This is a genomic window from Streptomyces chrestomyceticus JCM 4735, assembly GCF_003865135.1.
Classification (GTDB): domain Bacteria; phylum Actinomycetota; class Actinomycetes; order Streptomycetales; family Streptomycetaceae; genus Streptomyces; species Streptomyces chrestomyceticus.
Window position 1 is genome coordinate 522,532 of the sequence record NZ_BHZC01000001.1, and the last position, 25,180, is coordinate 547,711.

23 protein-coding genes are annotated in these 25,180 nt (G+C 73.1%); 18 read left to right on the plus strand and 5 right to left on the minus strand.

Annotation, left to right across the window (positions count from 1 at the left end):
- Window positions 1-42: 42 nt before the first annotated feature.
- Window positions 43-531, minus strand: coding sequence for a pyridoxamine 5'-phosphate oxidase family protein (locus EJG53_RS02240; RefSeq protein WP_125043336.1), 489 nt, complete (start codon window positions 529-531; stop codon window positions 43-45).
- Window positions 532-1,012: 481 nt separating this feature from the next.
- On the opposite strand from EJG53_RS02240, the gene EJG53_RS02245 reads away from it, so the two are divergent.
- The 3 genes from EJG53_RS02245 to EJG53_RS02255 all read left to right on the plus strand — a co-directional run bounded on the left by EJG53_RS02245 (window position 1,013) and on the right by EJG53_RS02255 (window position 2,915).
- Window positions 1,013-1,657, plus strand: coding sequence for a hypothetical protein (locus EJG53_RS02245; protein ID WP_125043337.1), 645 nt, complete (start codon window positions 1,013-1,015; stop codon window positions 1,655-1,657).
- 181 nt (window positions 1,658-1,838) lie between these two features.
- Window positions 1,839-2,216, plus strand: coding sequence for a hypothetical protein (locus EJG53_RS02250; RefSeq protein ID WP_125043338.1), 378 nt, complete (start codon window positions 1,839-1,841; stop codon window positions 2,214-2,216).
- Between the two features lie 75 nt (window positions 2,217-2,291).
- Entirely contained in the window at window positions 2,292-2,915 is a 624-nt protein-coding gene (locus EJG53_RS02255) for an SRPBCC family protein (protein WP_125043339.1), read from the plus strand.
- Window positions 2,916-2,991: 76 nt separating this feature from the next.
- On the opposite strand, the gene EJG53_RS02260 is transcribed toward EJG53_RS02255, so the two are convergent.
- Together EJG53_RS02260 and EJG53_RS02265 are read right to left on the minus strand one after the other, a co-directional pair.
- A complete protein-coding gene (locus EJG53_RS02260) occupies window positions 2,992-4,110 on the minus strand; it encodes an amidinotransferase (protein ID WP_125043340.1) in 1,119 nt (372 codons plus the stop codon).
- A gap of 169 nt (window positions 4,111-4,279) precedes the next feature.
- Window positions 4,280-4,789, minus strand: a complete 510-nt coding sequence (locus tag EJG53_RS02265; protein ID WP_244954932.1) for an ATP-binding protein — start codon at window positions 4,787-4,789, stop codon at window positions 4,280-4,282.
- A 196-nt stretch (window positions 4,790-4,985) separates the two neighbouring features.
- Here EJG53_RS02265 and EJG53_RS02270 point away from each other — a divergent pair, with 196 nt between their 5' ends.
- Window positions 4,986-5,228, plus strand: coding sequence for a DUF397 domain-containing protein (locus EJG53_RS02270; RefSeq protein WP_125043342.1), 243 nt, complete (start codon window positions 4,986-4,988; stop codon window positions 5,226-5,228).
- Between the two features lie 90 nt (window positions 5,229-5,318).
- Window positions 5,319-6,233, plus strand: coding sequence for a helix-turn-helix domain-containing protein (locus EJG53_RS02275; RefSeq protein WP_125043343.1), 915 nt, complete (start codon window positions 5,319-5,321; stop codon window positions 6,231-6,233).
- A 23-nt stretch (window positions 6,234-6,256) separates the two neighbouring features.
- Here EJG53_RS02275 and EJG53_RS02280 read toward each other — a convergent pair whose 3' ends face one another.
- Window positions 6,257-7,072, minus strand: coding sequence for an SAM-dependent methyltransferase (locus EJG53_RS02280; protein WP_125043344.1), 816 nt, complete (start codon window positions 7,070-7,072; stop codon window positions 6,257-6,259).
- Window positions 7,073-7,682: 610 nt separating this feature from the next.
- On the opposite strand from EJG53_RS02280, the gene EJG53_RS02285 reads away from it, so the two are divergent.
- The 12 genes from EJG53_RS02285 (at window position 7,683) to EJG53_RS02340 (ending at window position 21,678) form a co-directional block, all read left to right on the plus strand.
- Entirely contained in the window at window positions 7,683-8,687 is a 1,005-nt protein-coding gene (locus tag EJG53_RS02285) for a zinc-dependent alcohol dehydrogenase (RefSeq protein WP_167515020.1), read from the plus strand.
- Window positions 8,688-8,742: 55 nt separating this feature from the next.
- On the plus strand, window positions 8,743-10,017 hold the full coding sequence (locus EJG53_RS02290; RefSeq protein WP_125043346.1) for a DegT/DnrJ/EryC1/StrS family aminotransferase: 1,275 nt from the start codon (window positions 8,743-8,745) through the stop codon (window positions 10,015-10,017).
- A gap of 68 nt (window positions 10,018-10,085) precedes the next feature.
- Window positions 10,086-11,246: a 2-deoxy-scyllo-inosose synthase gene (locus EJG53_RS02295; RefSeq protein ID WP_125043347.1), complete on the plus strand. Its 1,161-nt coding sequence runs from the start codon at window positions 10,086-10,088 to the stop codon at window positions 11,244-11,246.
- Window positions 11,247-11,315: 69 nt separating this feature from the next.
- On the plus strand, window positions 11,316-12,563 hold the full coding sequence (locus EJG53_RS02300; RefSeq protein WP_125043348.1) for a glycosyltransferase family 4 protein: 1,248 nt from the start codon (window positions 11,316-11,318) through the stop codon (window positions 12,561-12,563).
- Entirely contained in the window at window positions 12,560-14,374 is a 1,815-nt protein-coding gene (locus EJG53_RS02305) for an ABC transporter ATP-binding protein (RefSeq protein ID WP_125043349.1), read from the plus strand. Before EJG53_RS02300 ends, EJG53_RS02305 begins: the two co-directional genes overlap by 4 nt.
- The gene (locus EJG53_RS02310; RefSeq protein WP_125043350.1) at window positions 14,374-16,266 is read left to right on the plus strand and encodes an ABC transporter ATP-binding protein; all 1,893 of its coding nucleotides are present in this window, start codon (window positions 14,374-14,376) and stop codon (window positions 16,264-16,266) included. Before EJG53_RS02305 ends, EJG53_RS02310 begins: the two co-directional genes overlap by 1 nt.
- An 18-nt stretch (window positions 16,267-16,284) precedes the next feature.
- The gene (locus EJG53_RS02315) at window positions 16,285-17,925 is read left to right on the plus strand and encodes a GMC oxidoreductase (RefSeq protein ID WP_125043351.1); all 1,641 of its coding nucleotides are present in this window, start codon (window positions 16,285-16,287) and stop codon (window positions 17,923-17,925) included.
- A 24-nt stretch (window positions 17,926-17,949) separates the two neighbouring features.
- Window positions 17,950-18,846, plus strand: a complete 897-nt coding sequence (locus EJG53_RS02320; protein WP_030999104.1) for a radical SAM protein — start codon at window positions 17,950-17,952, stop codon at window positions 18,844-18,846.
- Window positions 18,843-19,538 carry a histidine phosphatase family protein gene (locus EJG53_RS02325; protein ID WP_125043352.1) on the plus strand — a complete coding sequence of 232 codons (696 nt, stop codon included), beginning with the start codon at window positions 18,843-18,845 and terminating at the stop codon, window positions 19,536-19,538. Before EJG53_RS02320 ends, EJG53_RS02325 begins: the two co-directional genes overlap by 4 nt.
- A complete protein-coding gene (locus EJG53_RS02330) occupies window positions 19,535-19,807 on the plus strand; it encodes a DUF6137 domain-containing protein (protein WP_125043353.1) in 273 nt (90 codons plus the stop codon). Before EJG53_RS02325 ends, EJG53_RS02330 begins: the two co-directional genes overlap by 4 nt.
- Complete coding sequence (locus EJG53_RS02335; RefSeq protein WP_125043354.1) at window positions 19,800-20,912, plus strand: glycosyltransferase family protein; 1,113 nt, start codon at window positions 19,800-19,802, stop codon at window positions 20,910-20,912. The genes EJG53_RS02330 and EJG53_RS02335 overlap by 8 nt, the downstream gene beginning before the upstream one ends.
- A gap of 4 nt (window positions 20,913-20,916) precedes the next feature.
- The gene (locus tag EJG53_RS02340) at window positions 20,917-21,678 is read left to right on the plus strand and encodes a PIG-L deacetylase family protein (protein ID WP_125043355.1); all 762 of its coding nucleotides are present in this window, start codon (window positions 20,917-20,919) and stop codon (window positions 21,676-21,678) included.
- 32 nt (window positions 21,679-21,710) lie between these two features.
- On the opposite strand, the gene EJG53_RS02345 is transcribed toward EJG53_RS02340, so the two are convergent.
- A complete protein-coding gene (locus tag EJG53_RS02345; protein WP_125043356.1) occupies window positions 21,711-23,666 on the minus strand; it encodes a hypothetical protein in 1,956 nt (651 codons plus the stop codon).
- Between the two features lie 242 nt (window positions 23,667-23,908).
- Between EJG53_RS02345 and EJG53_RS02350 the strand changes: the two genes are divergently transcribed.
- A complete protein-coding gene (locus tag EJG53_RS02350) occupies window positions 23,909-25,162 on the plus strand; it encodes an aminotransferase class III-fold pyridoxal phosphate-dependent enzyme (protein ID WP_125043357.1) in 1,254 nt (417 codons plus the stop codon).
- Window positions 25,163-25,180 lie beyond the last annotated feature (18 nt).

A 25,180-nucleotide genomic window follows, 5' to 3' on the forward strand; every position in this document is an offset into this window, starting at 1 on the left:
CAACAGCTTGCGTGCGGTACGGCGGTGCGCGGGCGGGTCCGCTCAGCGCTGGGCGGCTTCCTCCCCGGCTCCCCCTTCGGAGAAGTCGGCCGCGAAGGCCGCGAAGTCGGCGCTGCGCCAGTGCTGCGGGCGCATCCGGAAGGCGATGTCCTCCGTGAGCTGGCCGGAGGTCGCTGCCAGGTAACCGCGGGCCTCCTCGGCGTCCAGGTAGCGGTGGGCCAGGGCCTCGCGCAGGGCCGGGTCCAGCGGGTCGTCGATCGCGGTGACGGGTCCCTCGACGCTGACGTAGCGGTACGGCCGTCCCTCGTCCTGCGCGCAGAGGCTGAACCGTCCGGCGGCGCGCAGGAGCTGGGCCTTGACGGTCTGGCGGCCGGTCTCTATGACGACCTCGCCACCGGGCTCGTAGCTGTACCAGACCGGCACGATCAGGGGCCCCCGGTCACCGCCTCTGGTGTCCGTCACACCCAGGACCCCCACGCGCGGTTCGGCGAGGAAACGTTCACGGTCGGGGCGCGACATGGCGGGCAGCATGGGCGGACTCCTGTCTCGGCACTGCGGCTGAAGAGGTGGTGGTGCGGCAAGCTCGCCGCGATAACAATCTTGGGAACGAGGAGATCACTCCCTGCCGAATGACCGGCAAACATACCCTTTAGGCGGTTTTGAGCCGCTTGTAGCGGGGCGCAGCGCGAGCGCCCCGGGGAGCCTCTCCCGCCGAAAACCGCTGCGTCCGCGCCCGCTTGACGCTCCACCCCGCGTGGCATCTGGGCTTACCGGCCGTAACCGGCGGACACCGTACGGAGCCGACCCGGCACGACCCTACGCCCGCGCCGCCCCGGCAGGCCGACCTGAAAGAGACGCACGCGCGGCAGCCTGCCGTCGCGGGCAGGCGACGGATCTTCCCGGTACGCATGAGGTACGGGTGAACAGCGAGGCCGACCAGGCACGATGGCACGCCTCAGGGCCCGCGGCGACAAGTTGCGCGGCGGCCCCCAGGGCATCGCATACTGCCTCCGTGGATACGGATATCGAGTCGCCGGCCACCCCACCGGCCCCCACCACTGCGAGCCGCCCCGCAGGCCAGGAACAGCTCATCGGCGAACGGGAGGCCACCGCCGACGCACGGGAGTCCGCCGCCGGGACCCGTCAGCGTTTCCTCGACGCGCGGGAGAACCACGCGGACCGGATCAGCCGCCTCACCGGGATCACCGTGCCCGTCCGCCAGAAGCGGTCCTACGAGGCGATCAGCCGCGCGCGGGCCCTGCTCGCGTCCAGCCAGGCCCGGCTGGACCGTACCGAAGCGACCCTGAGCCACACGAAATCCGGTGACGCGCGCGAGCGGCGCAGCATCGAGGAGGAGATCGCCGCCTCCATCCGGCGGGCCTTCGGCGACGAAAGGTCGCAGCAGGCCGCCCTGGAGAGCCTGGTGGAGCGGCTGCAGGCACGGTTCCGCGCCGCGGCGGCCGCACTGGCCGAGGTCCAGGACCAGTTGGCGCTCCATCACGAACGCCTGGCCACCGACGGCCACCCGGACGCGGACGACCACCGCGGCCGCGCCGAACGGGCGCGCCGGGCCGCCCGACAGGTCCGCGAGGCCGCACAGCCGAAGGGCGACCGGTCGGCCGAACAGCCAGCACCCGCGCCGGACGAGGGCACGTAAGGGAAGAGCCGGCACCTCAACCCTCGCACCTCACCCCCAGTTAGAAGCTCTCACCAAACCGTTGACCCCTCACTCCCTTGCGGTTATAACTTATAACTACAGAATGAGCTTCTAGCCAGCGCGAAACGTGCGGTGCGACCGCGCGCCCTCGCGCCGCGCTCCACCGGACCGAGGGACCCACATGACCACCACACTTGAGCCACCCGGCGCCCGCACCCGTACCCGCGCAGCCCGCCGCGTGCCGCTGTCGCTGACCGTCTCCTCCTGGGCGGTCCCCGCGATGGTCGTCGGCCAGTTCGCCCTGCTGTCGGGCATCCCGGTCGCGATCGCACTGGCCGGCGCTCTCCGGCAGGTGCGGGACCGGGCGGTCCGCTGGGCAGCGGCCCTGCTCGCCGTCACGTACGCCGCCCCGCTCACCGTATGGCTGACGCGTTCCGACCCCGCGCGGAGCCTGTCCAAGGACATGCACCCCGCGTTCGCCGTGCTGATGGTCGTCGCGTCCGCCGCGCTCATCGTCACGCTCCACCGGGCCCGCACCCGGCGCCCGACCGCACGCTGACCCGCGCCACCCGGACCCGGCCGCACACCCTCCCGCCCGTCACCCGACAACCCCACCACCCACAAGGGGAACACCATGCCCAGCACCAGCCTCCGAGCCGCCCTGCTCACCGTCCCGCTCGCCCTCGGCCTCCTCGGAACCGCCGCCCCCGCCGGGGCCACCCCCTCGCACCCCGCCAAGTCCCTCGCCTGCCGCGGGAAGGGCGTCGATCCCGACGCGGCCGTCCGCCACCGCACCGAGACCGTGATCCACGCGCCGCTGCACACCATCTGGAAGCTGCAGACCGACGTGGCGCGCTGGCCCGCCTGGCAGTCCTCCGTCGACACCGCGGAACGCCTGGATCGCGGCCCGCTCCGCAGGGGCTCGGCGTTCCGGTGGACGACCCCGATTCCCCCCAACCCCGCGACCCCCGCCACCAGCCTGGAGATCACCTCCACCGTCGAGCAGCTCCGGCCCGGCTCCTGCCTGCGCTGGACCGGCCCGGCGTCCGCCGAAGGGCTGCGCATCGACGGCGTCCACGTATGGAACTTCGCCAAGGTCCCCGGCGGCGTCCGGGTGAGCACCGAAGAGACGCACACCGGCGAACAGGTCGAGGCGAACGTCCCCGCCGCGACGCGGATTCTGCGCGAGGGCCTTGAGAAGTGGCTGCGCGAACTGAAGGCCGCCGCTGAAACCTGCGCCCACCACCAGGCGAGGTAGGGCCGGACCCGGCATGTGCAGGAGACAGCCCAGGCCGTGCCGCCGGGGCTGCCTCCTGCACACCGTGCGGCTGCGGTCAGAAGTACGTCTGGAGCGTGCCGCGCCGCCGGACGTCGAGGGTCGCGCAGTGGAACGAGCCGCCGAACGGCGCGTAGTGCAGCAGGTCGCACGGGATGGGCTCGAACCCCCACTTCTCCAGCGCGCGCAGCATCCCGGTGTGGTGCCGTTCCGCGATCACCCGCTTCTCGTCGACCATGAGCACGTTCATGCTCAGCCACTTGCCGCACAGCGAGGTGAGCTTGAGCAGCCGGCCGTCGACCGGGGTGGGTTCCGGGGCGACCAGGACGTCCCACGAGGACAGCACGTCGGGCAGCCGGCCGATGTCGATGTACTCGGGGTTGACCAGCACCTTTCCGGGTGCGAGCAGGACGAAGGTGGTGTCGATGTGCATCGGGGTGCGGCAGCGGCTCTCGATCTCGTGGATGCGGTAGCCGGGGCCGAGGTGGCGGCGCAGCCAGTCGATGCCCATCCGGTTGGTGACATTGCTGCGGGTGACGAACAGGTCGCGTCCCGCACGGACGAAGTCCGCCGCGTCGAACACCGGCTCGAACTCGGTGAGGATGTAGCGCATGGGCTCGCCGGCCCCCGGGACGCGGAAGTCCGCGTCGAACAGTTCGTCCGTGAGCTGTGGTCGCGGTGCCGCCGTCCAGCGCGCGCCCCGCCGGAAGTAGTCCTTGACGACCGTGCGGTAGGAGTGCGCCTCGAAGTACCGGCACGGCCAGGCCATCGGCGTTTCGATGATCTCGTCGCCGATCACCAGCAGGCTGTCGCGGGGGCAGGTGTTGCAGAAGCCTCGGGACGACCAGTCGGGGGTGCCGAAGCGCCGCCGGTGGTCGACCGCGTCCGGACGCCGGACGGTGACGTCGAGGGACTCCAGGAGCGCGATGAACGCGTCGAGCTCCTGCCGGGCCCGTTCGATCAGCACCCTGGGGTACTTGTAACCGGCGGCGAGCCCTTGCAGCCGCGCCGCCCACGGCGGGATGTTGCAGGTCACGACCGGGTGGCTGGACGGGATCGTCGCGCCGTCGAGGCGGCCTACGATGATCTCCTCCAGCGGGTCCCACTCGGTGTGCGAATTGACCGGCGGAGCCGGGCTCTCCTCGGTGCCGGCCGCCGTGGCCGAGGGGGCCGTCATCCCTCGTAACCCACGGCCCGTGCGCGGGCGTCGTCGTCCGCCCCCTCCGGGACGCCGGGCCTTCGCACTGCCACCGCCATGCTCGACCGCCTTCGCTCGTCGACGCCAGTTCTCCTCAAGTGAACGTGGGAGACAGGTGCGCGTCAACGAACAGGGCCGTGGCCACCGCTCACCGGGTGGGCCGTGGGACCGGGAGCTGGGCCCAGACTGTCTTGCCGGCGTCGTCCGGACGGGTCCAGCCCCAGGACTCGCTGAGCCGGTCGACGATCCACAGGCCCCGCCCCTCCTCCGCGAGGAGGTCCGGAGCCGCGAGGACCGGGACGGCACGGCTGGAGTCGGAGACGGCGCACAGGACGCCGGCGTCCTGGTGTGCCAGCGCCAGCCAGGCCGCGCACATCAGGTCGGGCCGGGGCTCTTCGGCGCCCGGGCGCCTGGGGACGGCGTGGCGCAGGGCGTTGCCGGTGAGTTCCGAGACCACCAGGACCGCGTCCGAGACGACCGGCGCGGAGACGCCCCACCCTTCGAGGGTGGCGGCGGTGAAGCGGCGGGCCTCCGCGACGGCGCTGTAGGCGCCGCTGAGCGCGCACACGGCGAAGGCGTCCAGGTTGGTCGCCGGCTGTTCCGTACCCGTTTCCGCGTGGCGCGCGTCGCGCACGGTCGGTGCCGGATGTGTAGTCATCACGATCTCCGCCATGGGGCATTTCGGGGGCTGGGCCGCGCAGTTCAGGAGGGCTAATATCCTCGTCGGCCGCCATCCGCTGCAAGTACATCTGCAATTGCATCGGTAAGTACGGCCGTGTGGGGCCCGTTTCACGCCACCGTACGTACGGGGCCGTACCGGGCGGAGCCAGATCCTCCAGTAAGGAGACAGCGGTATGGAGTCATTGCCCAACGGCATATGCGCCAGCGCCATCGAGGGTGCGGTGTGGCGCAAGAGCTCCCGCAGCAACCCCAACGGGAACTGCGTCGAGCTGGCCGTTCTCGCCGACGGCGGGGTGGCGGTACGCAACTCCCGGCACACGGGAGGGCCCGCACTGGTCTACACCCGCGACGAGATCGCGGCCTTCGTCCAGGGAGCCAAGGACGGGGATTTCGACGACCTGACCGGGACCGGCTGACGCATATGTCGGCCGGATAGTCACCTCCGCTGTACGAACAGTTGAGGCGATGGGACACTGAGCGTTCATCCGACCAACAGGGGAGTCATCATGGTCGCCGCGCAGCCGGGGCGCGTTCCGCCCCTGCGCCGTCACATCGAACATCCCCGGGGCGGCCCGACGGTCCTGCGGATCATTCTGGGCACCCACTTGCGCCGGCTGCGTGAGGCGGCGGGCGTCACCCGTGAGGCGGCCGGCGACGCCATCCGCGGGTCGCATGCCAAGATCAGCCGGCTGGAGCTGGGCCGCGTCGGCTGCAAGGAACGCGACGTGGCCGACCTGCTGACGCTCTACCGGGTCACGGACGAGCAGGAGCGCGCCGAGTTCCTGGCGCTGGCCCGCGGGACCAGCACACCCGGGTGGTGGCACCGCTACAACGACGTACTGCCCACCTGGTTCGAGACACTCATCGGCCTGGAGGAGGCCGCCTCCGTCATCCGCACCTACGAAGTGCAGTTCGTGCCCGGCCTGTTGCAGACGCCGGAGTACGCCTTCGCGGTCTGCCGGCTCGGCAACCCGCAGGCCTCCAGGAAGGAGGTCGACCGCCGGGTGGAACTGCGCCTGCAACGGCAGGCGCTGCTCACCGCGCCCGGCGCGCCCCGGCTGTGGGCGGTGCTGGACGAGGCGGCCCTGCGGCGCCCGCTCGGCGGCCCCGACGTCATGTCGGGCCAGTTGCGGCATCTGCTGGCCATGTCGCAACTGCCCAACGTCACCGTGCAGGTCGCCCCGTTCCACCTCGGCGGGCACGCGGCGGCGGGCGGGCCGATCACGATCATGCGCTTCCTGGAACCGGACCTGCCCGACATCGTCTATCTGGAGCAACTGACCAGTGCGCTCTATCTGGACAAGCGCGACGACGTCGACCACTACCTCGCCGTGATGGACCGGCTGAGCGCCCAGGCCGAGTCCCCGCGCGGCACCCAGGCCATCCTGGAGGAGCTGATCGGGGGCACGCGGGAGGACTGACCCGGACGGAGCAGCCGTCTCCCCTACCGCTTGCGGGCGACCCCGCCGTACTCGATCCACTCCATGGTGAGCTGCTTGGGTCCGATGTCCGCGTCCGGCTTCCATGTCGACACCTCCACCAGGCCCGGTTCGAGGATCTCCAGCCCCTCCAGGAACGAGCCCAGTTCGGCTGCCGTGCGCACCCGGCCCCACTGGCCCTGGGTGCTGACCCGCATGAACTCGGTGACGAAGTCACGGGTGGCCGCGTCCTCGCTGACCAACTGGCAGACGACCAGGAAGCTGCCCGGGGCCAGGCGTTCCGCGACCCGCCTGATCAGGCCGGCCGGGTCGTCCTCGTCCGGGATGCAGTGCAGCACGGACACGAACAGCGCGGCCACCGGCCGGTCGAAGTCGATCAGCCGTACCACCTCCGGGTGGCTCAGGATGCCGTCGGTGTCGCGCATGTCGGCCTGGATGACCGCGGTGTTGCGGTTCTCCTCCAGCAGCGCGCGGCCGTGGGCCAGCACGATGGGGTCGTTGTCGACGTAGACCACCCGTGACTCCGGGGCGACCCGCTGGGCGACCTGGTGGACGTTGTCCTGGGTCGGCAGGCCGGACCCGTGGTCGATGAACTGCCGTACGCCCTGCTCCTGTGCCAGCCAGCGGACCACCCGTCGCAGGAAACGGCGGTTGTTCACCGCCAGGACCTGTGTGCTCGGCACGACCTTGTTCAGTTCCTCGCACGCCTCGCGGTCCACGGCGTAGTTGTCCTTGCCGCCGAGGTAGTAGTCGTACATCCGCGCCACGCTCGGAATGCTGACGTCGACGGTGCCGGACTGTGGTCGCGCTTCCTGGCTCATTCGCTGCTCTCCCGTCGCTCGGGCACCTCGCCGAGGCACCACGACCGGCCGCTCCACGGGATGTGACCGCGCCGGTACGGCGTCCAACATACCCAGCTCGGGGCGGCTGTTGCAGGTGCACGGTCGGACTCCGGCCCGAACCGGGCCGACGGGACGGAGTGACGGCCGGGCCGGTGACTAGGGCCGAACGGTCCCTACTTTTCCTTCCGGGCCGTCCGCGGGCCGTCTTCGGGCCGTACGAATTCGGCCAGCCCTGATCCGGCCTCCCGGTTCCGGGGCGGAGGCGGGGTGCGCGAGGCGGTCAAGGAATGCGGCTCGAACTCGGCCCGCCCGCAAGCGACTTCATCTTCGCGGTGGCGGGCGTCGCGACTCTCCGGGCGGCACTGGCCGGGGCCCGGCCGGCGGCCACACGCCGGCGCCGGGCGCGTCCGGGCGGCCCCGCACCCGCCCGAACCATGCGTCACCCACCCCATCGCCCGCTTTAGTTGACAAGCGCCCCACAACTTGGCGTACGCTCCCCGGGCGCTTCATTCGCTGGAGCGGACGCTACTCGTGACGCCCGGCATCCGCCCGGTCCCGTGACACGGAGGTCTGCACGATGAAAGCCTTGATGTTCAAAGCTCCCCTGCAGGCCGTGCTCACCGAGCGCGACGTGCCGGAGCCCGCGCCCGGCGAGGCGCTCGTGAAGCTCGCCTACAACTCGATCTGCGGCAGCGACCTCTCCTTCTACAAGGGGGTCTGGCACGGCTTCACCTACCCCGTGGTGCCGGGGCACGAGTGGAGCGGAACCGTGGTCGAGGCCGGCGGTGCCGCCGACCTGGTCGGCCAGAACGTGGTCGGCGACCTCACCGTGGCCTGCGGAAGCTGCCGGCACTGCACCGTCGGCAAGCCCACCCTCTGCGCCGACCTGCAGGAACTCGGGTTCACCCGGGACGGCGCGTGCGCCGAGTACATGACCGTGCCGACCGGCAACCTGCACCGGCTGCCCGAGGGCCTCTCGCTGCGCGAGGCCACCCAGGTGGAACCCCTGGCGGTGGCGCTGAACGCGGTCGACCGGCTCGCGGTCACGGCCGGCGAGAAGGTGGCGATCACCGGTGCCGGCGGCATCGGCCTGCTGCTCGCCCAGGCCGTACGGCTGCGCGGCGCCGAAGTCACCGTCCTCGCCGAGCCGGTGACCGAACGCCGCCAGGCGGCCCACGCGCTGGGCGTGCCGCACACCGTCGGCGGCGACCCCGGCGAGCTGGTCGGGTTCGTCGAGAAGCACCCCGAGCTGACGCCGGACGTGGTGCTGGAGGCGTCCGGCTACCCGCTGGCGGTACAGGAAGCGGTGGAGGCTGTCCGCTCTGGCGGACGCATCGGTCTGATCGGCTACCGCATCGAGGAAGCCGCCACGATGGCGCCCCACCACATCGTGGTGAAGGTCCTCTCCCTCCAGGCGTCGATGGGGCCCGGGGACCGGTTCGGCGAGGCCATCGAGCTGCTGGCCGCCGGGGCGGTCGACGTGGACGCGCTGCTGAGCCACGAGTTCGGCCTGGCCGACCACGACCGGGCGCTGGACGTGGCGCTGCGCCGCGCCGACGGCAACACCCGCTCGTACTTCAACCTCCGCGCCTGACCGCCCGGCCGTTCTCCCCCACTCCCCCAGCCCCGTGCTCAGGAAGGACGATCAGATGACCCGGTCCCTGGCCGTGCAAGGCGGCAGCCCGGTACGTACCCGCCCCTGGCCCCTGTGGCCGCAGCCGGCCCCCGGCGCGGTCCGGGCGCTGGAGGGGGTGCTCACCTCCGGCCGCTGGTCGATCAGCGGCCCCTACCGGGGTGCCCCGTCCCAGGAGCGGCGCTTCGCGCAGGCGTTCGCCGCGTACAACGGGGTCGAGCACTGCGTACCCGCGGCCAGCGGCACCGCCAGCCTGATGCTCGCCATGGAGGCGTGCGGCATCGGCGCCGGCGACGAGGTGATCGTCCCCGGGCTGTCCTGGGTGGCGTCCGGTTCGACCGTCCTCGGCATCAACGCGGTCCCGGTCTTCTGCGACGTGGACCCCGACACGCTGTGCCTGGACCCCGCCGCCGTGGAGAGCGCGCTGACCGAGCGCACCAAGGCGATCGTCGTCGTCCACCTGTACTCGGCGGTCGCCGCCATGGACGCGCTGCGCGCCCTGGCCGACCGGCACGGACTGCCACTGCTGGAGGACTGCGCGCAGGCGCACGGCGCGGAGTACCGCGGCGTCAAGGTCGGCGCGCTGGCCACCGCCGGGACCTTCAGCATGCAGCACAGCAAGGTGCTCACCAGCGGTGAGGGCGGCGCCGTCATCACCCGGGACGCGGAGTTCGCGCGCCGTGTGGAGCACCTGCGCGCCGACGGGCGCTGCCTGGCCGGGCAGCCGGTCGGCGACGGGCGGATGGAGCTGGTGGAGACCGGCGAACTGATGGGTTCGAACCGGTGCGTGTCGGAGTTCCAGGCCGCGCTGCTCGTCGAGCAGCTCGGTGTGCTGGACGAGCAGAACGAGCGGCGGCGGCGCAACGCCGCGCTCCTGGACAAGCTGCTGGCCGACGAGGGCTACCAGCCGCAGACGACGTCCGAGGGCACCAGTACCCGTACGTACTACACCTATGCCGCCCGGCTGCCCGAGGGCGAACTGACCCACGTGGACGCGACGGCCGTCGGCGAGGCGCTCACCGCCGAACTCGGCTTCCCCGTCGCCCCGTGCTACGCGCCGATCACCCGCAACCGCCTGTACGACCCCAGGAGCCGTGGCCGCTTCGCGCTGGGTGTCCAGCACGAGAGCCGCATCGATCCCAAGCGCTTCGAGCTGCCGGTGTGCGAGGAGGCGGCCCGGCGCACCGTCACCGTGCACCACGCCGCCCTGCTCGGGGACGAGAGCGACATGCATGACATCGCGACGGCCTTCGGCAAGGTCGTGCGGCACGGCGCCCTGCTGACCGGCTGAAGGCGGCGGGCCGCAGCCGGCCCGCCGGAGCAACCGTCCCGCGACCCGCCCACGAAATCGGGGAGACCATGCACGTCACCGCCATCACCATGGAAGACACCAGCTTTCCCTACCGGCTCGGGACCGAGTGCGCCGAGGAGATCGTCGCGCGCCTCGGCGAGCGCGCGGCCAGCCGCTACCTCGTGGTGTGCGACACCACGGTGGCCGCGCTCTACGGACGCGACCTGGTCGCCCGGCTGGAGAAGGACGCCGGTCCCGCCGTCCTCCTGACCCACCCGGCGGGCGAGGTGCACAAGCGCATCGGCACCGTCGGCGACCTCGCCGAGCAGGCCCTGGCCCAGGGTGCCGACCGGCGCAGCGTCGTGGTGGCGCTGGGCGGCGGCATCACCGGCAACATCGCCGGGCTGCTGGCCTCCCTGCTGTTCCGCGGCATCACCCTGGTGCACGTGCCCACCACCGTGGTGGCGATGCTGGACTCGGTGCTGTCGCTGAAGCAGGCGGTCAACGCGAGTTTCGGCAAGAACCTGGTCGGCACCTTCTACCAGCCGGCCGAGGTGCTCGCCGACACGGCGATGCTGCGTACGCTCCCGGCGCGGGAGCTGCGCTCGGGCATGGGCGAGGTGGTCAAGAACGCGCTGGCCATCCGCCCGTCGATGATCGAGCGGCTCTCCGCCGAGCTGCGGCCGGACGCGCGCTACGAGGACGCCGCGATGCGGTGGATCATCGAGGAGAGCGTGGCGGCCAAGGCGCAGGTCACCGGTGCGGACAAGCACGAGCGGCGGGACGGTCTGGTGCTGGAGTACGGGCACACCACCGGGCACGCCATCGAGCACGCCGCGCGGGGCGAGGTCGCGCACGGCGCGGGAGTGGCCGTCGGCATGATCGTGGCCGCCGAGGTGTCCCGGCTGCTCGGGCACGCCTCCGGCGACCTGGTCGGTCTGCACCGCGAACTGGTCGCCAAGGCAGGTCTGGAGGGGTCCGTCCCGGCACTGGTGGACCCGGCGGACGTCAAGCACTGGCTGACCTACGACAACAAGCGCGGCTATCTGCCGTGCCCGCCCGCCGCCACCCCGATGGTGCTGCTGTCCGCTCCCGGCGAGGTGCTGCGCAGCGGTCCGCTGCCGCTGGTGCCCGTGCCGCTGGAGCTGCTGGGCCGCGCCGTCGACGCGCTGGCGGCGCCCGCCGGGCAGTCGGCCGGTGCCGAGCGCCTGTCGCCCGCCCCGGCTTGACCCGCGGCGGGCCCCGCCCCCGTCCCTGTTCCCGCCGTCCGTTCCGTCCCGTGTGGAGTTCTAGTGCGTGTGCTGCGGCTGACCCCGTTCTTCCACCACGACCAGGTCGAGAGCTGGCCCGCCGAGTACGACGCCGTCGGCGGGATGCAGGTGCAGATCCTGCGGCTGTCGCGTGAGCTGGCGGCGCGCGGCGTCGAACAGCAGGTGCTGACCGTCGGCTTCCCCGGCCTGCCGAAGCGGCGCCTGGACCGGCCGGGGCTGGTGGTGCGCGTGACCCGCGCGCCGCTGCCCCCGATCCGGTCGCAGCTCACCGGGCTCGTCGGCCTCAACCAGGCATGGCTGGCCGGGGCGTTGGCCGCCTGTGTGCGGCTGCGCCGGCGGTGGCGTCCCGACCTGATCCATGTGCATGCCGACGGGCAGTTGTGGGCGCTGCTGGCCGGGCCGCTGGCGGCTCGCGTCATGGGCGTGCCGTACTGCCTGACGCTGCACTGTTCACGGCTGTCGGTCTACGAGCCGATGTCCCGGGTCGACCAGTTCCAGCACCGGCTGGTGCGCGCCGTCGAGAGCCATGCGGTGCGGCGCGCGGCCCGGGTGTCCGCCCTGACCTCCCGTACGGCGGGTGTCGTCGCGCGGGCCCTGTCGATGGACCCCGCGTCCATCGACATCGTGCCCGACTCGGTCGGCGACCTGTCGCCCCGGCCCGCCGGGGAGGTGGCCGAGCTGCGGCGTTCGCTGGAGGTCGCGGACGGGACCGCCCTGGTCGGTTACGTGGGGCGGGTGGCGCACGAGAAGGGGTGGCGGGACTTTGTCGCCCTGGCTCGCCGCTGGCAGTCGCTGCCGGGAACGCCGCCCGCGGTGTTCCTGGTGGTCGGCGACGGGCCGCAGCGTGAGCGGATGGGCAAGGCGGTGGCCGACGCGGGGCTGACGGACCGGTTCCGTTTCACCGGCTTCCTGCCGCACGCCGACATCCCGGCGGTGATGACCGCCCTGGACGTGCTGGTCATGCCCTCGGCCCACGAGGAACTGGGCGGCAGCGCCATCGAGGCGATGATGTGCGGCACGCCGGTCGCCGGATACTCGGTGGGCGGGCTGCGGGAGACCGTGGGCACCGTCACGCCGGGGCTGCTGGTGCCGCGCGGGGACGTGGCCGCCCTCACCGACGCCGTACGCGGCGTCGTGGAGGAGCCCGAAGGCCCCCGGGGACGGGTGGCCGGCGCCCGGGAGCGGCTGGGCACGGCGTACGGCAGCGGGTCGGCCACCGACCGGGCCCTGGAGCACTACGCCCATGCGCTGCGTGCCGCGGGAAGCGCGCGATGAGCGCCCCGCCCGTCCGCACCGGATCGCTGTGGCGCTGCGCCCGCTATCTCCGGCCGCACCGCTGGCTGATGATCGGGGCCTGCGCCGCCGCCCTCGGCTCGATGCTCGCCGGGCTGTCCATGCCGCTGGTCCTCCAGCGGCTGGTGGACGGTCCTGTCGCCCACAAGGACATGGCGGCGCTGCCGTGGACCCTCATCGGCTTCACGGTGCTGGGGTGCCTGGAGGCCGTACTGCTGGGAGCCCGCCGGCTGCTGGTCGTCCGGCCGTCGACACGGCTGGAGACGACGCTGCGCGCGGACCTGTTCCGCCATGTGCAGCGGCTGCCCTCCTCGTTCCACACCCGCTGGAGTTCGGGGCAGTTGCTGTCCCGGACGGTCTCCGACATCGCCGAGCTGGGCCGGTTCTTCGCGTTCTCCGCGGTGTACCTGCTGGTCAACACGGCGGCGCTGCTGGCGGGGCTGGCCGTGCTGGCGTACCTGTCGCCGTTCCTCGCGCTGATCGTGCTGGTGACGTACCTGCCGATGGTGCTCGCCACCATCCTCTTCGAGAAGCGCTTCCACGTGGCGGCCCGCTCCGCGCAGGACCAGAGCGGTGATCTCACCACCACCGTGGAGGAATCGGTGCTGGGCATCCGCGTGCTGAAGGCGTTCGGCCGCGGCCCGGAGACCGTACGCCGCTTCACCGCGCAGGCCCGCGCGCTGCGCCGTACCGAACTGCGCAAGATCTCCCTGACCGCCGCCCTGTGGTGGCTGATCACCGCCCTGCCCGAGGTGGGCATCGTCGCCCTGATGGGATTCGGCGGCTACGGCACCGCCACCGGCACGCTGACCCTGGGCACCCTGATGGCGGCGATCACCGTCGCCACCTACATGCGCTGGCCCGCCGACACCCTGGGCTGGCTGATCGCCGACGCCAGTACCGCGGCGTCCGCCGCCGACCGGTACTGGCAACTGCGGGACGCCCCGCTCGCCGTGCGCGAACCGGCGGCCCCCCGCCCGCTGGCGCGTCCGGTACGCGGCGAGCTGCGGGTCGAGGACGTGCACTACCGGCTGCCGGGCGCCGGCGAGGCCGTACTGCGCGGCATCGACCTGACGGTGCGCCCCGGCAGCACCCTCGCCCTCGTCGGCGCCACCGGCTCGGGCAAGTCCACCCTCGTCTCGCTGCTGTCCCGGCTGGACGACCCCACCCACGGCCGGATCACGCTGGACGGCACCGATCTGCGCGACCTCTCGCTGGACGCGCTGCGGTCGGTGGTGACCTGCGCGTTCGACGATCCCGTGCTGTTCTCGGGCACCGTACGGGACAACGTCGCCCTCGGCCTGCCCCCGGAGGAGCGCGACGACGCCCGGATCTGGGAGGCGCTGCGGCTGGCGCACGCCGCCGACTTCGTCGCGGCCCTGCCCGAGCAGCTCGACACCCGGGTCGGCGAGGAGGGCGTGGGCCTGTCCGGCGGGCAGCGGCAGCGGCTGGCGCTCGCCCGCGCCGTACTGCCCCGCCCCGCCGTCCTGGTCCTGGACAACGCGCTGTCCGCGCTGGACGTGCACACCGAGCGGGAGGTGGAGGCGGCGCTGCGCACCGTGATGGCGAACGTCACCACCGTCCTCGTCGCCCACCGCCCGGCCACCCTGCGCGCGGCGGACCGGGTCGCGCTGATCGCCGACGGGCGGGTGGCCGCCACCGGCACCCACGACGAACTCATGGCCACCGACCGGCGCTACCGCCACCTGCTGCGTTCCCCGGTCAACGACCTGGTGCCGGACGGGCCGCAGGGCCCGCCGTCCCAGGACCCCGCACGGAAGGTACGCGCCTGATGCCCGAGGACCGGCAGGAGAACGATACGGTCGCCCCCGGGCCCTCGGGCGCCCCCGGACCGGACGTGGACCGGGCGGCGGACGAGGCCGACGGCCGGCCGGACGACCGGCGGCTGCGGGAGCGCCGCAACCAGTTGCTGCGCACCCTGCTCGCGCCCGAGCGGCGCCGGCTGACCCGCGCCGTCGGCCTGGCGCTGCTGGAGAACGTCTGCGCGCTCGTCACCCCGCTGCTGATCGCCGCCGCCATCGACCGGGGTGTGCCCGCGGCGGCGGACGGCCGCTGGGGTCCGCTGACCGCCTACGCGGCCCTCGCGCTGACGGCCGGGACGGCCACCGCCACCCTGCGGTACGGCTTCCTGCGCTACTCCGGGAACATCGCGCAGACCCTGCTGTTCCGGCTGCGCTGCCGCACCTTCGCGCACGCCGTGCGCCTGCCGCTCTCCTATCACGAGGCCGCGCCCTCGGGCAGCGTCGTCGCCCGGCTCTCCAGCGACGTGGAGTCGGTCGAGGAGGTGTTGGAGATGGGCCTGGACGGCCTGTTCTCCGCCCTGTTCTCGATGGTGGGGACGGTCGCCGTGATGCTCTGGCTCGACCTGCCGATGGCCGCCGTCGTGCTCGCCCTGTTCATCCCGCTGTACCTGCTCACCCGCTGGTTCCGGGACCGTTCGCGGCGCGCCTACCGGCGTACCCGGGGCGCCACCGAGCGGATCGTGCAGCACACCGGCGAGACGTACAACGGCATCCGCGCCGTGCAGGCGTTCCGCAAGGAGGGCGAGAACACCGCGCGGCTGCGGGAGATGGACGCCACGTACGCCACGGCGCGGGCCGCCTCCGGGCGGGTCAGTGCCTGCTTCAGCGGCGGCGTCAAGCTGATCGGCAACCTCTCGCTGGCCCTGCTGCTGGCCCTCGGCGCGTTCCGTATCGCGAGCGGCCACCTCGAAGCGGGCGCGCTGACCGCGTTCCTGCTGTACGTGCACCGGCTGTACGACCCGATCGACGAACTCGCCTCGTTCGCCAACGCGTTCTCCGCCGCGTCGGCCGGACTGGAGCGGATCGGCGTCCTCTTCCACGCGCCCGACACACTGCCCGAGCCCGCCGACCCCAAGCCGCTGCCCGCGGTGTCCGCCCCCGGCCGCGTCCGCTTCGAGGACGTGCGCTTCCGCTACACCGCCTCCTCCCCGCACGTACTGGCCGGACTGGACCTGGACCTGGCGCCCGCGGAGACCGTGGCGCTGGTCGGTACGACCGGGGCGGGCAAGTCGACGCTGGCCAAGCTGCTGGCGCGGCTGTACGACCCGACGGGCGGCCGGATCACCCTGGACGGGGCCGACCTGCGCGAGGTGGCCGACGCCGAACTGCGCTCCGGCGTCTGCATGGTCACCCAGGAACCGTTCCTCTTCTCCGGCTCGGTGGCGGACAACATCGCCCTGGGCCGGCCGGACGCCACCCGCGCGGACATCGTCGCGGCGGCCGAGGCCGTCGGCGCGCACGGTTTCATCAGCGCGCTGCCCGAGGGGTACGACAGCGACGTCCACAAGCGCGGCGCCGGTCTGTCGGCCGGCCAGCGCCAGCTCGTCGCGCTGGCCCGGGTGATGCTGAGCGCGCCCCGCGTCCTGATCCTCGACGAGGCCACCTCCAGCATGGACGCCCCCACCGAGCGGGCCGTGCACACGGCCCTGCACCGGGTGCTGGCCGGCCGTACCGCCCTGATCATCGCGCACAGCCTGACCACGGCCGCCATCGCCGACCGGGTGCTGGTCCTGGAGAACGGCGTGGTCGTGGAGGACGGGCCGCCCGCCGTACTGGCGGCGGGCGACGGGCCCTTCGCCGGCCTGTACCGCGGCTGGCTGTCCGCGACCGACGGGCGCACCCACCACCCCGCGCACCACTGACCGAAAGGCAAGCACGCCATGGAGCACCTACGGGGACCCTCGCCGCTGGCGAATCCCGGCGCCCGGCACCCGGAACTCCTGGGGCCCGCGCACCGCGACGGTTTCGGCGACGAGGCCGCTGACCGCGTGTGGGACGTCTGTGTCATCGGCAGCGGGGCGAGCGGGGCCGTCGCCGCGGACCGGCTGGTCCGCCAGGGGCTCGACGTCCTGATGGTCGAGGAGGGCTTCCGGCTCGCCGGGCACGTGGACCTCGACGAGGCCGAGACCCTGTGCCGGCAGGCCGTCGCCCGCGACGACGAGGGCAACTGGACCGACGAGGGCTGGCCGTGGACCACCTCCAACCTCGGTGGCGGCACGGTCTTCTACGGCGGTGCCTCGTTCCGCTACCAGCCCTTCGACTTCGACCCGGGCAGCCTCATCGACACCGGCGGCACCGAGGTGCGCTGGCCGTACACCCTCGCGGATCTGGCGCCCTATTACGAGGTGCTGGAGCGGCGTCTGGGGGTGTGCGGCGGCCCGCCGGCCGAGGGCTCGAACGGCGCGCGGCACAGCCGCGGCCCCGCCCACGAGCCGTCCGCCGCCGCCCGGGTGCTGTACGCGGCCGGCGAGTCGCTGGGCTACCGGCCGTTCCCCACGCCGCTGGCCATCAACCGTGACCCGTACGAGGGGCGCGCCGGGTGCGACCGGGTGTCGCTGTGCGTCAGCCACGCCTGCCCCACCGGTGCCAAGGGCGATGTCGTCGCGGTCTTCCTGGCGCCGCTGGCCGCCCACCCCAACTTCATGCTGCGCACCGGCGTCCGCGCCGTACGCCTGGAACAGGACCGCGCCGGGGAGGTCTCCGCGCTGCGCTGCCTGGACCGGGTGAGCGGACAGACCAGGGAGGTGCGCGCCCGCGCGTTCGTCCTGGCGTGCAACGCGATCCAGACGGCGGCCCTGCTGCTGCGGTCCCGCACGACGTACTCCCCCTCCGGTGTCGGCAACCACTCCGGACTGGTGGGGCGGGGCCTGTGCGTCAAGCTGAGCGAGTACGTCAGCGGTGTCGTGCAGGCCGCGCCGGAGGTCCTGGCGGACCCGGACGTCCACAAGGGCCCGTTCTCCACCGTGGCGTTCCTGGACCACTACCTGGACGAGGACTGCCCCACGGGCGTGGGCGGTCTGATCTACGAGTCCAAGCGGGACCGGGCGCCCAAGCTCGTCCGGGACGCACTGGAACTGCGGATCGAGACGATCCTGTCCGACCACCCCAACCTGGACAACCGCGTCGGGCTGTCCCGTTACGTCGACGAGGACGGCCTGCCCGCCATCGTCCTCGACTACCGCACCGACCCGCGCGACCAGGCCCGGCTGCGCTACATGACCGGACGCTGCGAGCGGCTGCTGCGCGCCGCCGGGGCGAACGGCATCCGCCACAAGGCCACCGGTTTCGCGCAGGGCAGCTCCCATCTGCACGGCACCTGCCGGGCCGGTGACGACCCGGCTCGTTCGGTGGTGGACGGCTGGGGCCGGGTGCACTCGGCGGACAACGTCTACGTCGTCGACGGCAGCTTCATGCCGTACCCCGGCGGCCTCAACCCCACCCTGACCATCCAGGCCCACGCCCTGCGCACCAGCAAGGCCGTCGCGTCCCATCTGGCGGCCCCGCACGCCGCCCATGTGTGAACCGTACGAGAGGACACCCTGACCATGACCACCGTGCAATGGCCGCCGCGTACCCGGCGCGTCCGCGCCTACCGCAACATCGTCATCGACGGCGCCTGCAACCTGCGCTGCACCTACTGCGAAGTCAAGGCGATCAAGGTCGACCAGCCGGCCACCAACGACTCGCTGGACCGGATCTTCGCCAAGTACGAGCAGGACAACGTGCTGTTCCGGGTGGAGTCCAACGGTGAGATCTGCCTCTACCCGAAGATCCTGGACCACCTCCAGCGGCGCGCCGCCGAGGGCTGGCAGATCGAGGTGCTGAGCAACGGCACCCGCCTGCCGCGGTGCCTGGAGGGCCGGGAGAACCTGATGTGGGTCTTCTCCGTCGACGGCCACACCGCCCGGATGAACGAGAAGCGCGGCCTGAGCCAGGCGCAGGTCGACCGCATCATCGACACGGCGGTGGAGCTGGACGCCGAACTCCAGGCGGTCTACCACGACCAGACCATCGACGAGGTGAACGCCTTCATCGACACGCTGTCCGCCCGCGGCTACAAGGGCCTGCTGCACTTCATGCCGCTGCTCGCCTTCAAGGGGCAGCCGCTGGAGGTCAACCTGCGCTACGAGGACCTGCACCCGGCGGAGTTCCTCGCCCCGCCGGAGTACTTCCGGCGCTGGAACCACATCTTCGAGACGGGCAAGCGCGACGCGGTCTGCGACCAGATCACCAACGGCTACAACTACTCGGTGGCCGACGACAAGATCCAGATGGTCAAGTGCGACTGCTACTCGGTGCCGAAGCACCTGTACCACGACTTCGGCCCCATCCGGGAGTTCGACAACTGGCCGTGCGGCACCTGCATCGCCAACCAGGAGTTCAACAACTCCCGGCCGCGCATGCTGGCGCCCGAGGGCCGCATCCCGCTGCCCCTCGTATGACGGGCGGCACCGCCACGCCCGTCACCCGGCGGTTCCTGCTCGTACGGCACGCCCAGGCCGAGGTCAACGTCCTGGCGGACGACGACCTGATGGAGGGGTACGACACCGACGCGGACCTCACGCCGCTCGGGCGGGAACAGGCACGGGCGCTGGCCGGGCACCTGGCCGGGGACCGCGCGTCCTGGCCGGGCCCGGCCGGGCCGGGCGGCTACCGGCTCTGCACCAGCCCGCTGCGGCGGGCCGTGCGCACCGCCGAGGCGCTGGCCGGGGCGCTGGGGCTGACGGCCGTCTGCGACGCCCGGCTGGCCGAGGTGCGGGCGCCGCGCAGGTTCCCGCGCCCGCTGGCGGTACGGGAGTGGGACGCCCTGCTGGAGGAGCGGCTGCGGCACCCGGAGCGCGAGTTCGCCGGGGTGGAGAGCTGGGCGGCGCAGCGCGCCCGCGCCCGGGAGTTCCTGCGCGAGTGCCTGGCCGGCCCGCCGGCGGCGGGCTTCGTGCTCGTCTCGCACGCCGAGACGATCCAGGCGCTGCTGATGGAACTGCTGGACCTCGGCGACGGGATGCTGCGCTCGGCCCGCTTCAAGGTCAGCAACACCGGCGTCTTCATCGTGGACCGAACCCTGGACGGAACGGAGGAGCCATGCAGTTCCCTGGTGGTGGCCAACTCGAAGAGCCACCTGGCCCGGACGGCGTGACGGACGCCCCGCTCGCCGGCGCGGCCGGGGACCGCGTCCGGTTGCTGGTGGTCAAGTGCCTCAGCGACGAGACCGGTGAGGACCCCGACGCGATCGTCGCCCGCGGCCACCTCGACGTGGGCGACCGCGACTACGCCAACATCGTCAACCGGCTGGAGTCGTACTTCGACTGCTCGCTGGACCTGCTGGCCGACGGCAACCGGCGGCTCGTCGTGGACGACCTGTGCGACCGGCTCGGCCTGCTGCCCCTGGAGGCGGTCCATGTCTGAGCCGCCGGCCGCCTCCCTGGACGCGCCGCTGGACCCGCCGGGTCCGCTCCGGGCGCTGCTGGAGATCTACGACGAGGGTTTCACCTGCGACACCTGGGGCGGGGTGGAGACCGCCCTGTGGCACCTGGCCGAGGGGCTGCGGGAGCACGGCGTGGAGGCGGAGTTCTACCGTTCCACGGAGGGCGCCGACCTCGGCGCGCTGGCCGAGCGGGTGGTGCGGGAGCGCGTGGACGCGGTGTTTCCGCTGGTGGAGAGCCCGTTGTTCGCAGGGGGAGCGGCTGGAACGTCCCGCGCGGACGGCGCGGCCACGGGCGAGGACCGGCCCGAAGTGCGCGAGCTGCGGCGGCGCGTGGTGCGGATCTGGCACGACGTGAGCCGCCTGTCGCCCGGTCTGGCCACCCCGCCGCCCTGCCCGGTGCACACGCCCGGCGCGGCCGGCCCGTCCGGCGGGGTCTGCACGGCGGCGGGAGTGTTCCCCGACGGCCCGGCGCGCGAGGTGTTCCTGCGCGACCTGCCGTGGACCCGCTGCTTCGGCTCCCGTACGTACATCCCGTGGGCCGTCGACCACCTGCCGCCGGCGGATCTGCGCGACCCGTTCGGCCCGGTGCTGCTCCAGCTCGGCAAGACCTCCGTGGGCCAGGCCCGGGTGTGTCTGGAACGGCTCACCGGTGCCGGGCTGCCGGTCCGCGTGGTGTTCGCGACCTGGTCGAAGGAGGGGCGGGCGGCACGCGAACTGGTCGCGCCGTACGCCGCGTCCGGCGCGGTCGAGGTGCTGGACTCCTACGACATCCGCACCGAGTGGAAGCGGGTGTACGCGGGGGCGCGGCTGTTCGTGCTGCCCTCCGTCTTCCACGAGACGTTCAACTTCGCGGCGGCGGAGGCGCTCCAGCTCGGCCTGCCGGTCGCCACGCTCGGCGACTGCGGGGCCCTGGCCGACTTCGCGTCGCTGCGGGCGGAGACGGTGGCGGAGCTGATGGACGCGGTCGTCGCCCGCGGCGGGTCGGTCCGTCCGGCGCGGCGTCCGTGGACCGGCTGGCGCGAGGTCGCCCACCGGTACGCGACGCTCATCGCCGCACCGCGCCGCGCACCGGCGCTGGGGGTGTGACGACATGACCGGTCTGATCGAGGAACTGCGGGACCACACCACGCTGTGGATCTCGCCCCACCCCGACGACGTGGCCTACTCCTGCGGCGGTGTGCTGGCCGCGTGCGCGGGCTCCGCGCCGGGGCTGCTGCTGACCGTCTTCACCCGTTCCGCGTGGGCGCTGCCCAAGCGGCTGCGGGCCGCCGGCCCCAAGGTGATCAGTGCCCGCCGTGCGCAGGAGGAGCGGCGGTACTGCCGGGCGCGCGGCCTGGCGCGGTACGTACCGCTGGGCTTCGACGACGCGAGCCTGCGCGGCTACGACGACGACACGGAGCTGACGGCGGACCCGGCCGCCGACCCGCTGCGCGACCGGATCGCCGAGGCCGTGGCGGAGGCGGTGGCCGAGCTGCGCCCCACCCTGGTGCTCGCTCCGGCGGCCGTGGGCGGGCACGTGGACCACCGGCTGGTGCACGAGGCCGTACGGCGGTCGGCCGGTGACGGCGTGCGGCGGCTGTACTACGAGGACCTGCCCTACGCCGCGCACCACCCGCGCGCCGCCACGGAGAAGGCGCTGGGCGAGGAGGGGCTGTCCCTGTACGCCGTCACCGGCATCGGGTCCGTCCTCCAGGACAAGGTGCGCGGCATGTACATCTACGGCTGCCAGACCGACGACGAGTGCGTCCAGGAGGTGACCGGGTACGCCCGCGAGGTGGCCGGGCCCGGGGACGGCACCCACGTGGAGCGGGTATGGGCGCCGTCGCCGGCCGCGGCCGGCCGGGCCGGATGAGCCGCGGCCGGCCGTCCCGCGCGGCGGCCCGGTCAGCGCAGCCCGGTCACGTACCGGGCCAGTTCGCCGAGATCGTCCGCGATCCTGCGGGCGGTGCCCGAGCTGGGCGCGAGGCAGCGGCGCAGCCAGCTCTTGACGTTCCACCACAGGGCGTCGCCCGCCAGTTCCAGGGCGGCGTCGAAGGCGCGGTCGTCGCCGACGGCCGTCCGCAGCGCGGCCAGGTCCGCCGGGTCCAGGCGGTTCTCGACGACGAAGGAGGAGATCTCCGCCTCCAGGGGGCCGGTCCCGCCCCAGATCCAGTCGAGTCCGAACCGGCGGACCACGGGCGGCACATCCGGGGCCGGGGGTGCGCCGACCTGCCAGTGCCAGCTCTGGTGCGAGTACGGCAGCGAGGTGCGGAAGACGCGGGCGCGGGTGCCGCCGAAGGCGGCGCGGCGCGGCAGGTGGCGGTCGAGCCAGGCACCGTCCACGGGGAGCGGGCGGGCCAGCCGGTCGCGCAGCCGCTCCAGGGCCGTGGCGAGCCGTTCGCGCGGCGCGTAGGTGACGGTGGGGTCCACCGGTCCCAGGCCGCCGAGGCGGTCGAGCGCGTGCCAGTAGCGGGCCACGGCTTCGAGGGCCTGGCGACGGTGCCGCTCGGTCATCCGGGGCAGTTCGGTGGCCAGCGGGCGCAGGCCGTCCTCGTGCCCGGTCACCAGGTAGCCGTCGAGGTGATGGCGGACGGGCGGCAGGAACTCGCCCAGCGCCTCGACGGCTTCGGCGCCCTGCGCGCCGTGCGGGCCGGTGCCGATGAAGCGGAAGTGATAGGCGCGGGGGCGGGCGGCCGGCGTGCCGGGGGTTCCGGTGGCGGGCTCGTCGGCGACGAGCGAGAAGGGGGTGTTGCGGGGGCTGATGCGGAGCACTCCGGTCGGCGGGGGTGTGCTCGCGGCGGTGCCTGTGGCGTCGGCCTGGCCGGTCGGCCTCGTACCCGTGCCGTCGGCCTGGCCGGTCGGCCTCGTACCGGCCCCGGCCGCGTCGGGGTCCGTGGCGCGCGGTCCGTACGCCGTGAGGAACGGGCCGCGGAACGGCGTCACCCGGTACGCGGTGGCGTCGGCGGGCACCGCGCCCCCGGCCCTGGCACGGTCCGTCAGGCGGTCCGCGTCGGCGGGGGCGAGCAGTTGCCACAGCCGCCCGGCGTCCTCGCGTACGGCGGAGGTCCGGGTCAGCGGCCGTATTCCGGCTCCGTCCACGGCGTACGTCCGGCCCGGCGAGGCGCACACGATGTCGCGCGCCTCGGGGTAGCGCCGGGCCAGCGCGTCACGGACCGCCCGCGCGGTGCCGCCGGTGTCCGGCTGGTCGTCGACGGCGACGACGACCGTGCCCGGGGGCAGGGCGGCGGGCAAGCGGCCGGTCTCGGCCGGTACGAGCGAGATCTGTCCCGCCGTGCGCAGCGGGCGCAGCGAAGTCCAGGGGGCGGCCGTGCGCCCAGCGGCCGCTACAGCCGCCGCCCACAGGGGCGCGAGGTAGGAGCCGCCGGTGCGGATGCCCACCACGAACACCGGGGCCGGCTCCTCGGTGGCCGCCAGCCACGCGGCGGCCTGGCCGTGGACCAGCGCCACGTCGGCGAGGTCGTAGGCGTAGCACTCCGGCGTCTTCCAGTCGGTGGCGTGCCGCAGCAGCGCCTCGGCCGCCGCGTCGCCGCGTGCCGCGCCGCTCTGCCACAGGCCGGCGGTGTACGCGGCGGTCCGTGCCATGGCGCGTTCCAGGAAGCCCGGCCCGGGCGCCGGTGGCGCGAACCGGCCCCCGGGACCGGCGGCGACGGCCCGCGCGAGGTCCTGGCACGCCTGTCGGACCTCGTCCAGCAGGGCACGGGCGGACGTGGGCGCGGTGGGGCACGCGGCGGTGTCGGCAAGGAGCTGCTCGATGGAGCAGGCGCACGCGTAGCGGGCCTCGGCGCTGCCGAGCCGGACCGCGGAGGCCACGGCGGCGCGGCGCAGCGGGGGCGGGCCCACCGGTGCTGCTGCGGCCGGGGCCGCGACACCGCCAGTTCGTACGCCCGGCCGTCCCGTGTGCGTCCCCGGAGTTTCCCCGGAAATCACCTCTGCCGCCCGCGCATTCGCCGTTTCCACGTTTTTCCTCCTGCCGTACGGTTTCCTGTCCGACCCTGGTCCGATCTTTTTGCACGACCGACAGGAAATGACTGTGGACGCGTCCTCGATCCACGTTCAACAGTTCATCGAGAAAAAGGCTGACGATGACTCAAAATTTTGCGACCCTGGCCGAAATCCCCACCTGTCCGCGGAATGCGGAGGGGAATCCCCGCGTATTCATCTCGGCTTCGGGCGCCTATGTGACCGACGACGCGGGAAAACGCTGGATCGACTTCGACAACACCCGGGGTTCGGTCCTGCTGGGCCACGGTGACCCGGAGGTGGCCGAGGCCGTCGGCCGCGCGGCCACCGGGGCGCTGGGCACCGCCACCGGCTGGAGCCCGCTGCTGGACACGGTCACCTCCCGGCTGCTGGAGCTGTGCGGCGGCGAGGTCGTCGGCCTCTTCCGTACCGGCACCTCGGCCGTGCGCGCGGCGGTGCTCGCGGTGCGCGAGGCCGTTGGCGCCCCCCTCGTCCTCAGCTCTGGCTACCACGGCTACGACCCGATGTGGTACCCGGCGAAGGCGCCGTTCGAGCCCAACGCGGACGGCATCGTCGACTTCTTCTTCGACCTCGACGTCCTGGCCGGGCTGCTGCGCGACCACCGCGAGCGGGTGGCCGCCGTGGTCGTCTCCCCCGACCACATGCACCTGTCGCCGCGCTGGTACGAGCGGGCCCGCGCGCTGCTCGCCGAGGCGGCGGTCCCGCTGATCGTCGACGAGGTGAAGGTCGGGCTGCGCTACGGTCCCGGCCTGTCCACCGCCGGGCTGCTGGACGCGGACGTGTGGGTGACGGCCAAGGGCGTGGCCAACGGCTTCCCGACGGCCGCGGTCGGCGGGTCGCGGACCCTGCTCAAGCCGCTGCGCGAGGTGTCGTACACCTCCTTCTTCGAGCCGACCGTGCTGGCCGCGGCCGAGCGGACCCTGGCCCGGGTGGCCACCGGCGAGCCGCAGCGCACCGTACGGGAGACCGGCGACCTCTTCGTGGAGCACGCGCGCTCCGCACTCGCCGCGGCCTCGCTGCCCCTGGAAGTGGTGGGCAACGGCACCTTCTTCCAGTTCGTGCCGGCCACCCGCGAGGTCAAGAAGGCTTTCTACAAGGCGACGGAGGAGGAGGGGCTGCTCTTCTACCGGAACGACAACCAGGCCGTCTCCGCGGCCTTCGGCCCGGACGTCCTGGACGACGCGCGGGCGCGATTCAGCCGTGTCTGCGACCGGCTCGCCCCGTTCACCGCGGCCGGACCGGTCGGCGAAGAGGCTTGGTACCAGGCCGCCTGGAGCGTCATGGACGGGCTGCGCGAGGCCGAACGCGACGCGCGGGAGACCCGGGAGTGGGTCGACCGGTTCCTGGACGACTGACCGTACGCGCCGCTCGCA